Below are 12,718 nucleotides of genomic sequence, written 5' to 3'. Positions count from 1 at the left end.
ACTTCCATATATGTATTTTATGAATATTACGTTGAAAAAGCAGAGGGAATGAAACTTATGAAAATTGGATTTGATAACGAAAAATACCTTAAGATGCAATCTTCTCACATCAGAGAACGTATTGAACAATTTGGCAATAAGTTATACCTGGAATTTGGAGGCAAACTTTTTGATGATTATCATGCTTCCAGAGTTCTTCCGGGTTTTCAGCCCGACAGTAAGCTCAGAATGCTAAAAGAACTGTCCGATCAGGCTGAGATTGTAATCGTAATCAGTGCAGAAGACATCGAAAAAAATAAAATACGCGGAGATCTTGGAATCACCTATGATTCCGATGTCCTTCGCCTCATGAATATCTACCAGGAGCTCGGTCTTTATGTCGGCAGTGTCGTAATCACCAAATACAGCGGTCAGGAAAGTGCCGATCTGTTTAAAAACCGACTGGAAAAACTAGGGATCACTGTGTACCGTCACTATGTAATCCCCGGATATCCTACCAACGTTCCTTATATTGTAAGTGATGACGGGTACGGGAAAAACGATTACATTGAAACTACACGCCCACTGGTTGTAATTACCGCTCCCGGTCCGGGAAGCGGCAAGATGGCCGTATGCCTGTCACAGCTCTATCATGAACACAAGCGTGGCATCAATGCCGGATATGCCAAATTTGAAACATTCCCAATCTGGAACATTCCTTTAAAACATCCGGTCAATCTTGCCTATGAGGCAGCAACTGCAGACCTGAATGATATTAATATGATAGATCCATTTCATCTGGAAGCATATGGAAAAACTACCGTAAACTACAACCGGGACGTTGAGATCTTCCCCGTTCTCAAAGCCATGTTCCAGCGTATCTACGGAGACAGTCCGTATAAATCCCCAACGGATATGGGCGTCAACATGGCCGGAAACTGCATCTGCGACGATGAAGTATGCCGTGAAGCTTCCCGCCAGGAAATCATCCGCAGATACTATGATTCCAGAAGACGTCTTCTGATCGGCGCATGTTCAGAAGAAGAAACTTATAAACTGGAAATGCTGATGAATCAGGCTGACATCACTGTTCATGACCGTCCGGTTGTGGATGCGGCTCTTTCATACGCAAAAGAAACCGACGGACCCGCAGCAGCTCTTCAGCTTCACGACGGAAGAATCATTACCGGAAAGACCTCTGATCTTCTGGGCGCTTGCGCTGCTCTTCTTTTAAACGCTTTAAAAGAATTAGCCGGAATTGATCATTCCTGTCATGTCATCTCTCCTGATGCCATTGAGCCAATCCAGACGCTCAAAACGCAATATTTGGGAAGTAAAAACCCGCGCCTGCACATGGATGAAGTTCTGATCGCCTTGTCTGTCAGCGCCGCTTCCAGCAGGCCTGCACAGCTTGCACTGGAACAGCTTCCGAAATTACAGGGCTGTCAGGCACATACTTCTGTCATGGTAGGCTCTGTAGATATGAAGCAATTCAAAAAACTTTCGATTCAGGCAACTTTTGAAGCCAGATACGAAAAAAACTCTGTATTTTTCACCGAAAAGGGTGTATAATTCTAAAGTATTTTTTTTAACAGCAAATACTCGAATTAACACATTCAACTTAAGGAGGAAATTATGGCAGTAAAATATGTATTCGTTACAGGCGGTGTCGTATCCGGATTGGGTAAGGGAATCACAGCTGCGTCTCTCGGACGTCTGCTTAAAGCACGTGGTTACACAGTGACCATGCAGAAATTCGATCCTTATATCAACATTGACCCAGGAACCATGAATCCCGTACAGCACGGTGAAGTATTCGTAACCGATGACGGTGCTGAGACAGACCTTGACCTTGGACACTATGAGAGATTCATCGATGAAAGTCTGAGCAAAAATTCAAATGTGACAACCGGGAAGATCTACTGGTCCGTTCTTCAGAAAGAACGACGCGGAGACTTTGGCGGAGGAACCGTTCAGGTAATTCCTCATATCACCAATGAAATCAAGTCCCGTTTCTATCGAAATCCTGCTGCCGAGAATACAGAAATTGCCATCATTGAAGTCGGTGGTACCGTAGGTGACATTGAAAGTCAGCCTTTCCTGGAAGCAATTCGTCAGTTCCAGCATGAAAAAGGACGTGAAAATGTAATCCTGATCCATGTGACTCTGATTCCTTATCTGAAAGCTTCTCAGGAGATGAAGACGAAACCTACCCAGGCAAGTGTAAAGGATCTGCAGGGAATGGGGATTCAGCCGGATATTCTGGTCTGCCGTTCCGAACATCCTCTGAATGTTGGAATTAAAGATAAGATTGCTCTTTTCTGCAACGTTCCATCCAACCACGTACTTCAGAATCTGGACGTAGAATACCTGTACGAAGCACCGCTTGCAATGGAAGAAGAAAACCTCGCCGGAGTTGTATGCGAATGTCTCCATCTGGACTGCCCGGAACCGGATCTGAAGGACTGGCAGGAAATGGTAGATTTTCTGAAGAATCCAAACACAGAGGTAACTGTCGCTCTGGTTGGCAAATATATCCAGCTTCATGATGCTTATATCAGCGTTGTAGAGGCATTAAAACACGGTGGTATCTTCAGCCGTGCAACCGTAAATATCAAATGGATCGATTCCGAGACGGTGACTGCCGATAATGTCGATGAACTTCTTGGAGATGTAAGCGGTATCCTTGTTCCGGGTGGTTTTGGAAATCGTGGAATCGAAGGAAAGCTTGAGGCAATCAAATACGCCCGTACACATAAAGTACCATTTCTTGGTCTCTGCCTTGGCATGCAGCTTGCCATTGTTGAATTTGCAAGAAATGTCATTGGTTTTAACGATGCACACAGTGCAGAACTGGATCCGAACACCACGCATCCGGTCATCCATATCATGCCGGAGCAGATTGGCATCGAAGATATCGGCGGTACTTTAAGACTCGGGGCTTATCCATGTGTTCTGGATGAAACTTCAAAAGCTTATGAACTATACAAAACAAAAAATATCAGTGAACGTCATCGTCATCGTTATGAAGTCAACAACGACTACCGTGACAATCTGACATCTCACGGTATGAAACTGTCCGGTCTTTCTCCGGACGGAAGAATTGTAGAAATGATCGAATTACCGGAACATCCATGGTATATTGCTACACAGGCACATCCGGAGCTGAAGTCAAGACCGAACAGACCACATCCGTTATTCAGAGGATTCATTGAAGCCGCTCTGCAATACCAGACAGAACACCGGACTGAGACTTTATAAGAAAAACAATGATTGCAAAGGGGATGATTGCAAAGTATTTGCAACCATCCCCTTTTATTATATCCGATCCATCGTCTTCTTCACACACTTTAACGCTTCCGCAACAATCTGATGCATATCATAATAACGATACATGCCCAGTCGGCCTCCAAAGATTACGCGTGTTTCCTTTTCTGCCAGTTCCAGGTATTTCTGATATAATGCATTATTCTTTTCATCATTCATTGGATAATAAGGCTCACAACCCCTGCTCCATGCTGCGGGATACTCTCTGGTAATCACCGTCTTTGAATTCATCGTCGTCTCTGTATTGCCATAGCCTCCCTGGCAACCATATTCAAAATGCTTATGCTCAATGATGCGAGTATATGGAACCTCATATTCTGTATAATTCACAACCGCATTTCCCTGATAGTTCTCTTCATCCAGCACTTCTGTCTCAAAACGCAGGCTTCGATACTCCAGCTCTCCGTAGCAGTAATCATAATATTCGTCAATCATACCTGTGAACACGATATATTCAGCCTCCTGCTCCAGCTCCTCTCGCTGTGCAAAATAATCTGTCTCCAGACGTACTTCTGACCCTTCGAACATCTTTTCTATCATCTGCGTATATCCACCGATCGGAATTCCCTGATATTTATCATTAAAATAATTGTTGTCATAGACAAACCTTACAGGAAGCCTGCGGATGATAAAGCTTGGAAGCTCTGTTGCGCGTTTTCCCCATTGTTTTTCTGTATACCCTTTTACCAGTTTTTCATAGATGTCTTTCCCAACCAGAGACAGTGCCTGTTCTTCCAGATTCTGTGGCTCTTCAATTCCAGCCTCCCGTATCTGCTGTTCTATGATCGCCTTTGCCTCCGCAGGAGTCTTTACGCCCCACATTTTACTGAACGTATTCATGTTGAAAGGCAGATTATACAGTTCATCCTGATATCTGGCAACCGGACTGTTTGTGTAACGGTTAAACTGTGCAAACTGCTGCACATAATCCCATACCTCCTGATCCGATGTATGAAAGATATGCGCACCATATTCATGCACCTGTATTCCTTCCACCTCTTTTGTGTAGATATTTCCTCCTACATGGGATCTTTTATCGATCACCAGAACCTTCTTGCCCCGTTTCACTGCCTCATGTGCATATACCGCTCCGAATAAACCTGCTCCTACTATCAGATAATCATATTTCATCTTTCTTTTCTCCTTTCATCTGACCACTGTACCTTGCTTCCATGTTCCGTCTTTTTGACTGTTAACTGACAATCGATCTGCTCTTTCAGTTCATTTACATGGGAAATAATCCCTATAAGTCTGTCTCCCCCTTCCAGATCATTCAGTATGCGGATCGCCTGCTCTCTCGATGCATCATCTAACGAACCAAACCCTTCATCAATGAACATCGTATCCAGACGGATCGCCCCTGCCGTATTCTGTACAATGTCAGACAGTCCCAATGCCATGGAGAGAGAGGCCATAAACGACTCCCCGCCGGACAATGTCTTTACATCCCGCACCGAATCGCCGACCATATGATAGACATCCAGATCCAGCCCAGCCTGCCCCTGGCTCCCGAGATTTTTCACATTCCTGCACTGAAGAATGAATTCTCCACCCGTCATCTGTATCAGCCTGCGATTGGCGGCATGAATAATCTGTCGGAAATACTGTCTCTGAACATAAGTTTCAAAATCCAGTTTTGCACTGCCGCTCAGGCTGCCGTTTGCCGTCCTGCTCAGATTCCCGATCATCTCATACCTTCTTTGCATTTCTCCATTCATCTCAAAGTACTTCTTCAGATGTTCTCTTGCTTCCCGGTTTTTCTGATTGACCGTATAAAGCTGCATATACGCTTCCCGCAGCCCGCGGGTCTGTTCCTCCAGCATATCCAGACTGCTTTTCATGGATTCCAGATCTCCTCTTTGCTTGTCCTTAAGCTGCTCTTCCAGAATCTTTTTCTTCCCGGCGAGTTCTCTTCCCTGTATCTGATATTCCTGGATATTTCGTTCCACATTCTCCATCTGATCCGATTCCATCCGGCTTGTGCGATACTGCTCTTCATCGGCAAATCCCTGTTCAGACAACAGCTTCGTATATTCGGATTTCCAGTGTTCTTCCGACTCCACACACTGCGTAAGCGTCATTTCTTTGTTGTCCCGTTTTCCCTCTGTCTGTCGAAGATCTTCTGTCATCTGCCGAAGTTTCTGCTCTGCTTTTTCATAAGTTTTTCTTGCTGTATCCAGAAATGTCTCCATCTCTTTTACTGCCCGTACGGCCTGTTCCTTCTGCGGATACGGAAGACGTTCCTTCCATGCATTCTCCTCAGCTTCCATAACACGGATATTCATCTGAATCTCTGCGAGGTGTTCTTTTTTCTCTTCCCATTCTTCTTTCTGCTGCTCCTCTTCCCGGCGCAGGATCTTCTGATCCTGTTCTGCCCGTTTCCAAAGAGCTGCCTCTCGATCTGCCTGATGAAGCTTTCGTGAAACTGTCTGCATCTCTTTTTTCAGTTCCTCTTCCCGGCGTCCCGGCAGACTATCCGCTTCCGTATTTTCTGCTTCCGGTTCCGTCCCACATACCTTCACATACGCCTTTTCATAAGCTTCCTTCTGAGCCTGATATCTTAGGATAGCTTCCTGAAAAGAATAAGCGTCAGCATCTCTTACTTTTTCTGCCCGGTCACGCCTTTCTTTTGCCACTTCCACTTCTTTTTGTGATGGTGCACCCTCTTTCAGGATACATTTCTTCGGGTGATCCGTGGATCCGCAGACCGGACACGGCACTCCCTCCCGAAGCTCCAGTGCAAGGATCCCGGCCTGTTCATCCAGAAATGACTGATAGATCTCCTCATACCTTGTCGCAGCATTCCGATACTCGCAAAGTCCCCGGTCAGCCTTTTCTTTCTTGTCCTTACACTCTTTTTCGAGGCGGCAAAGCCTTTCTTTCCATCGAATCAGTTCCTGCACTTCCTGTATCAGATCATCCAGCTGCTCTTTCTTAATCTTCAGACGATCCACAAGAAATCTGCTCTCCTGATAGGCTTCCAGATCCTGCTCTGCCTGTTTTCTTTTCTGCTCACATGCTTTCAGCCGTTCTTCTCCCTGACGGATCAGCTGCAGACACTGTTCTTGTTTCCTCTGTAATTTTCGGATACTCTCACGTACTTTTTCTGCCTTCTCATATCCGGGGAGAAGATCTTTTAATCGGATGATACGACCTTTGTATGTTTCATCTGCTGCCCGATATTCCTGCTCCTTTTTCTCCTTCTCTGCCTGAAGCACTTCTATCTCTTTTTTCACAGCTTCCATCCTCGTCTTCAGACTATTCAGTTCTTCTGTAATCTGCTTCTTCTGCTCTCTGCTTCGCAGATACTCTGCCTCAGCTGTCCATACTCTTTCTGCTTTTTTCGCTAATTCCAGGCATCCTTCCATCTGAAGGAACTCTTCTCTCTTCTGCCTCCACCCCAATTCCTGTTCACAGACGGTCTCATAGGAATCAAACATTGTATTGACAAGCTCCGCTTCTCTGCGCTTTTCCCGCTGGATATCCAGATTATTCTGAATGGTATCCATTTCTTTTTTTCTCAGCTTTTCAATACTGTCATACTCTTTTATAATTCCTTTCAGTTCTTCCAGTATCTCCTCTTTGACTGGAATATCCTCCTCCAAAAGTAAAGACCACCTGTTTTTTTGCTCTTGTGAACACGCTTCCCATTCTACTCGTTTCATTTCCGTCTTTACTCTGTCCAGATTCTCTTCCAGGCTTCGGTATAACTGTCCGGCATTTCTTTTCAGTTCTTCCTGAACCCGATAACAGATGTCGGTCTGAAAGATTCTGGAAAATATCTTTTTCCGCTCTTTTGACTCTGCAAGCAGAAGCTTCAGAAAATCTCCCTGGGCAATCATCGCAATCTGTGTAAACTGACCGGCATCCAGCCCCATGATCTCCACAATCTTCTGATCTGTCTCTCTCTTTTTTCCCCGGTATACGCTGCCATCCGGAAGAAACAGTTCCACCTTGGAAGCTTCTCTGACATATCTTGGGGAACCGTCTGCATATCTTCGTTTTCCAAGACGAAGATATTCCGGATTCCTGCGAATCGTATATTCCTGTCCCTGATATAAAAATGTATAGATGACATACGTATCTGTATCTTCACGCGCATACTGGCTTCTCATCATATTTCCATCGCGGTTGCCTCCGCTGGTTCTGTCATACAGTGCGTATGTAATCGCATCGAAAATTGTCGTTTTTCCGGAGCCGGTATCCCCGGTGATCAGAAAAAGACCATTCTGCATTCTCGAAAAGTCAATCTCTTCTTTTCCGGCATAGGAGCCAAATGCTGACATCACTAATCTAACAGGCTTCAACCTCTACTCTCCTTTCACCTCATCAAAGATCTGTTCCATAACCTTCTTTTCTTCCTCCGACATATCCTTTCCCTGCATTTCACGATAAAAATCCTCAAAAGCAGAAAATGGATCCTTCACTTCAGGCTCTTCTTCTGTCTCCTCAAGCTTTCTCCTCGTTCTCTGATTATCCACACGGATCTCAAGAACATGTGAATATACCCGTTCCAGCTGCTCCCTTGGTTTATAGGGATCTATCTCATCTGTCAGAGTAATGCTGACATAATCTTCTCTCTCTTCTTCCCTCGCCCCGGCAAGAATCTCTTCCAGTGTTCCCATCTTTTTTCTGACATCACGGATCGGATGAAGCGGCAGTTCTTCGATCTGAAGCACATCCTCCTTGGATTTCAGTGTCACCACAGTCAGGGATTTATGGTGTCCACATTCACTGACCGAATACTTCAGTGGTGTCCCGCAGTAACGGATCTTCTCGCTTCCCACCTTCTGTGCTCCATGAAGATGACCAAGAGCCACATAATCGAATCCCGCTACACCTGCCGCATCTACCTGGTCAATCCCTCCGACAGAACACACCTCTGAATCACAAGTCTGCGGAGTCTCTCCTCCGCTTCCAATATAAAACTGATGAGACACGAGGACATTTCTTCTGGTTCTGTAATCAATATTTTCTCTCTCTATGATCCTCCGCACCGCCTCTGAATAGCTTTCCGGCGGATTCTCTTTCCATACATTTCTCACATAAGACGGTTTCAAAAACGGAAGAAGATAAAAATCAACTTCTCCTTCTTCATCTTTCAATGTTACTTTGAGGACCCGATCTTCTTCTGTCTCCGGTGCGGATCCTGCCATATAGATATGATATTTCTTTAGAATCTCCGAAGCATATTGAAGTCGATCTGCAGAGTCGTGATTGCCACTTATGATTAGAATCGGAATCTTTGGCGTTATCTCCGAAAGCCCTGTCAGAAACCGGTCAAATATCGTAACAGCATCCGCAGACGGAATGGATTTATCATAGATATCTCCTGCAATTACTATGGCATCCGGATGAATGGTTCCCGCATATTCCGTAATTTCCCGAAGGATCACCTCCTGATCTTCTTTCAGGCTGTACCGGTGCAGCTGCTTTCCGATATGCAAATCCGAGAGATGAAAAAACTTCATAAAAAATAATTCCTTCCTACTTTACATCTGAAACCATATTACACTATAATCTTCTTAGCAGTCAACATGCGAATCGCATGTCAGAACCGCTGCAAATAAGCTCGCGAGGTATATTACATGTTACGAGAAATTGATCTTGCTGAAGTATCCGACGGAAGACTCTACAGCAGTAATGATATGGCAAAAACAGATTGTAAAGGATGTATCGGCTGTTCTGACTGCTGTCGCGGTATGGGCGCTTCCATTGTACTGGATCCGCTGGATAGTTTTCGCATATCCGAAGGACTCCATGTCTCTTTTGAACAGCTGTTATCCGACTCTTTTGAACTGGGAGTCGTGGACGGACTCATTCTCCCCCACCTGAAAATGGCCGGTCCGAAAGAAGCCTGCACTTTTTTAACAGAAGAAGGCCGGTGCAGCATCCACTCTTTTCGTCCCGGTATCTGCCGTATCTTTCCGCTCGGACGTTTTTATGAAAAGAATTCTTTCCAGTACTTTCTTCAGGTTCATGAATGTCCGAAAACGGATAAAGCCAAGGTAAAGATAAAAAAATGGATCGATACTCCGAACCTGAAAACCTATGAAACCTACATCTCAGACTGGCATTATTTCCTGAAACATATGCAGGATTACATATTAAGCCAAAATTTTGCTGATACATCTGACAGCAACACAGAAGACGACGGTATTGCAAAGACTCTGAGCATGCATGTGTTAAAACAGTTTTACCTTACTCCTTATCAGTCAGAAGAAGACTTTTATCCACAGTTCTATGAACGACTGGAAAAGTCCAGACTGTTCTTTCATATCTGACGATTGTAGATTACACTTCTTTTATATAAAGCAATGGGACTGCTGCTGCAGTCCCATCATTCATTTTCTGGTATACACTATTCTTTTTCTTCCAGGACAGAGGTACAATGAGGACACCTGGTCGCATCAATTGCAATCTCACTTTTGCAGAACGGACATACCTTTGTCGTCGGCGCTGCCGGTGCTTCTTCCTTCTTAAACTTTTCAGCCATCCGGTTCATCGTCTTCATGATGATAAACACGATCAGGGCCATAATCAGGAAATTAAGAATTGCAGAAATAAATTTCCCGTAATTCAGCGTTGCTTCCCCCAGAAGCTTTATATGAAGCTGGTCAAAATTCATTCCTCCAAACATTCCGAGGATCGGATTGATGATATCCTCCACAAGCGAAGACACAATACTGGTAAACGCTCCGCCTATGATAATGCCGACTGCCATGTCCATGACATTGCCACGGCTGATGAATTCTTTAAATTCACTCATAAATTTTTTCATTCTCAGACTCCTCCTGTCTCATTCGTTTTTCCTATTATAGCACAAAGCATATCTTCCTGCATTGCCTGTTCACAATTTCTTCCTGTATATTTTTTGATGACCAAATTCAGATCACAACATATATTAAATGAAAAAGAGGAGTTCGTATTATGTCATTATCAACACTGGCTCCCATCAACGGAACCGTCCAGACCATTACTCCCTTTGAGGGTGACTGCTGCCGTCAGATGATAAGTGTCCGGGATTCAAACGGCATCAGTAATTTTGTCATAAGCCCTGACACCTACATTGCCGGGGAAGCCCGGCTTCGGCCCGGCACAACGGTAACTGCATTCTATGATGCCAGTCTTCCGGTGCCGCTGATCTACCCGCCCCAGTATCAGGCTGTCATTATCAGCCGCAGGAATCCCCGTGAAAGTATATTTGCAGGATATTTTGACGAAACACTGACCGCCGAAGATAATCTTCTGAAACTGGATATCTCATCATCCACAGAGGTTATAACCTCCAACGGACAGCCCTATCTCTGCTCGCCGGAAGGACAGTTTTTGATTGTTTATTATGCAACAACTACCAGAAGCATTCCTCCGCTGACCACACCGCGCAAGGTAATCGTTCTCTGCTGACCGGATTGCCGGATTTTCTCAGCTTTTCTTGCAATCCGGCAGATTTCATGGTAGGATAATACCGAAAGATACGAAGATGTATGAACCGTAAGATTAGTACGCCTTCGTATCTTTCTTTTTTATACCAGGGGGATTATATTATGAGACTTGAAAATTATGAGGTTCATCTTCCAAACTATTCCATCGGTGATCAGATCTACGACAGGATCGGTCCCGTATGCGAATCTTATGGAAAAACAGTTCTGATCATCGGTGGAAAAAAGCACTGGACACCGTAAAGTGTCTCTGTATTCCGGATGACAAGCCAATCTTTACATTTCCTACCATTGCATCCAACTGTGCCGCATGTACGTCTGTTTCTATTATGTACAACGAGAACGGAACCTTTTTACATCCACACTTCTTCGTCAGACCTGCCATGCATGCTTTCATTGATACAGATATAATTACAAAAGCGCCGTCTCAGTATATGTGGGCTGGAATCGGTGACACCTACGCCAAGTACTATGAAGCGCTCATTTCATCCCGGGATGAAAGGCTTGAACACTTTACGGCACTGGGAGTTGCTGTAAGCTCCATGTGTCGGGATCCTCTGCTGGAATACGGGCCAAAAGCACTGGCAGACCATAGAAACAATCTCTGCACCTATGACGTAGAACAGGTCGTTCTTGCCATCGTAGTGACCACCGGCATCGCATCCATCTTCCTGACGAAAGACTTCACACCAGACTATAACAGCGGTCTGGCACACGCCATCTTCTATGCACTGACCAGTTATCCTGTCATTGAAGAACAACATCTGCACGGAGAGGTCGTCGGATTCGGCGTTCTTCTGGCTCTTCTCGTGGATGGACAATATGACGAATTTGAAAAAATCTATCAGCTGAATCGCGCAATTGGCCTTCCGGTATCTCTGAAAGAGATTGATATCCTCCCGGAGCAATGGGCGGAAAGCATGGAGAGAATTCCAAACATGTCGGACATCGTCCATTATCCATACAAAGTAACCAGAACTATGCTGGAAGATGCCATGAACTTACTGAATCAAAGAGTCAGAAAGGATAACAACTATGAATAAAGAAAGAAAAAACAACACCGGAACCATCTTATGGGGAGTGGCATTCGTATGGTTTACAACGCATTTCGGGGGAGGATTCGCTTCCGGCGCACAGATCTACAGCTACTATGTGCGATATGGGCGCTGGTGTCTGATCATGCCTGTCATCGCCATGCTGTATAATGCCCTCTTCTTCGCATACAGCCTGCATTTTGCCCGCAAGCATGAAGTGTACGATTACAGATCCTACAACAATGCCTTTTATGGAAAATTCGCACCCGTATTTTCCAACCTGTTTGAAATCCTTTACATCTGTGTCATGTGCGTGGTTCCTGCAGTTGCATTTGCAACAGGTGGAGCAACCTTAAGCACTTTAACCGGACTTCCATACCTGTTGTGCACTTTACTGATTGGGATCTTTATCTTTCTTGTAGCGATCTTCGGCACAGATCTGGTACGAAAAGTTGCTTCTATCCTCTCCATCTGCATCATTGCAGGTATGGTTGCTGCCATGGTAAAAAGAATCTGCAGCAGTCTGCCTCAAAAAAGATCCGAACCCAGAACCTCTCATTCCGGACGTCCTGCTTCACGGGATATTATCGTTGCTTTCATCTGCTGTATTGTTGATTTTTCCATCGCACAGTTCGGATTGCTCACACTGATCCAGAAAGCATACAGTACGATTGCATACCTGGCAATTCCGGTGATCCTGATTCCATACATCGTGCACATGATCGTAACCCGCCTTGACAGCAGATAAGAAGATTTCCCGAATCTAAAGGGAGTGTCGCAAAAGCAACACTCCCTTGTGGTATCTGAAATAGGCGTTTGCGAAACGCCACAAGCCGCATAAATACGGCATTTTTTAACTACAAAAAACAAATAACCCCTCACCGGATATGGTATAATAGAGTTGACGAGAAACTATAAACCATACATCCAAGAAAG

General features: G+C 44.8%; 11 protein-coding genes. 7 read left to right on the top strand and 4 right to left on the bottom strand.

The features are described from left to right. The first annotated feature begins 57 nt into the window (after positions 1-57). Both JQM82_RS11755 and JQM82_RS11750 read left to right on the top strand, forming a co-directional pair. Positions 58-1,551 carry a DUF1846 domain-containing protein gene (locus JQM82_RS11755; protein ID WP_235250528.1) on the top strand — a complete coding sequence of 498 codons (1,494 nt, stop codon included), beginning with the start codon at positions 58-60 and terminating at the stop codon, positions 1,549-1,551. A 63-nt stretch (positions 1,552-1,614) separates the two neighbouring features. Beyond that, the gene (locus JQM82_RS11750) at positions 1,615-3,240 is read left to right on the top strand and encodes a CTP synthase (protein ID WP_235250527.1); all 1,626 of its coding nucleotides are present in this window, start codon (positions 1,615-1,617) and stop codon (positions 3,238-3,240) included. A 57-nt stretch (positions 3,241-3,297) separates the two neighbouring features. Here the strand turns inward: JQM82_RS11750 and glf are convergent, their stop codons facing one another. Genes glf through JQM82_RS11735 form a run of 3 tightly spaced genes read right to left on the bottom strand, consistent with a single transcriptional unit; the run spans position 3,298 to position 8,777 of the window. Continuing rightward, positions 3,298-4,437 carry a UDP-galactopyranose mutase gene (gene glf, locus JQM82_RS11745; protein WP_235250525.1) on the bottom strand — a complete coding sequence of 380 codons (1,140 nt, stop codon included), beginning with the start codon at positions 4,435-4,437 and terminating at the stop codon, positions 3,298-3,300. Continuing rightward, positions 4,434-7,613, bottom strand: coding sequence for an SbcC/MukB-like Walker B domain-containing protein (locus tag JQM82_RS11740; protein WP_235250524.1), 3,180 nt, complete (start codon positions 7,611-7,613; stop codon positions 4,434-4,436). Before JQM82_RS11740 ends, glf begins: the two co-directional genes overlap by 4 nt. A gap of 3 nt (positions 7,614-7,616) precedes the next feature. Then, entirely contained in the window at positions 7,617-8,777 is a 1,161-nt protein-coding gene (locus tag JQM82_RS11735; protein ID WP_235250523.1) for an exonuclease SbcCD subunit D, read from the bottom strand. 117 nt (positions 8,778-8,894) lie between these two features. Between JQM82_RS11735 and JQM82_RS11730 the strand changes: the two genes are divergently transcribed. Further along, positions 8,895-9,590, top strand: a complete 696-nt coding sequence (locus JQM82_RS11730; protein WP_235250522.1) for a YkgJ family cysteine cluster protein — start codon at positions 8,895-8,897, stop codon at positions 9,588-9,590. 77 nt (positions 9,591-9,667) lie between these two features. Here the strand turns inward: JQM82_RS11730 and mscL are convergent, their stop codons facing one another. Then, positions 9,668-10,087, bottom strand: a complete 420-nt coding sequence (gene mscL, locus JQM82_RS11725; RefSeq protein WP_235250521.1) for a large conductance mechanosensitive channel protein MscL — start codon at positions 10,085-10,087, stop codon at positions 9,668-9,670. A gap of 149 nt (positions 10,088-10,236) precedes the next feature. Between mscL and JQM82_RS11720 the strand changes: the two genes are divergently transcribed. The 4 genes from JQM82_RS11720 to JQM82_RS11705 all read left to right on the top strand — a co-directional run bounded on the left by JQM82_RS11720 (position 10,237) and on the right by JQM82_RS11705 (position 12,530). Beyond that, complete coding sequence (locus JQM82_RS11720; protein WP_235250520.1) at positions 10,237-10,713, top strand: hypothetical protein; 477 nt, start codon at positions 10,237-10,239, stop codon at positions 10,711-10,713. A gap of 140 nt (positions 10,714-10,853) precedes the next feature. Continuing rightward, positions 10,854-10,991 carry a hypothetical protein gene (locus JQM82_RS11715; protein WP_235250519.1) on the top strand — a complete coding sequence of 46 codons (138 nt, stop codon included), beginning with the start codon at positions 10,854-10,856 and terminating at the stop codon, positions 10,989-10,991. Continuing rightward, on the top strand, positions 10,931-11,791 hold the full coding sequence (locus JQM82_RS11710; protein WP_235250517.1) for an iron-containing alcohol dehydrogenase family protein: 861 nt from the start codon (positions 10,931-10,933) through the stop codon (positions 11,789-11,791). Before JQM82_RS11715 ends, JQM82_RS11710 begins: the two co-directional genes overlap by 61 nt. Beyond that, complete coding sequence (locus JQM82_RS11705; protein ID WP_235250516.1) at positions 11,784-12,530, top strand: hypothetical protein; 747 nt, start codon at positions 11,784-11,786, stop codon at positions 12,528-12,530. Before JQM82_RS11710 ends, JQM82_RS11705 begins: the two co-directional genes overlap by 8 nt. Positions 12,531-12,718: the final 188 nt, after the last annotated feature.

The organism is Faecalicatena contorta (genome assembly GCF_021531995.1).
GTDB classification, from domain to species: Bacteria; Bacillota; Clostridia; order Lachnospirales; family Lachnospiraceae; genus Dorea_A; species Dorea_A contorta_A.
This window is presented reverse-complemented; position numbering and strand designations above follow the sequence as displayed.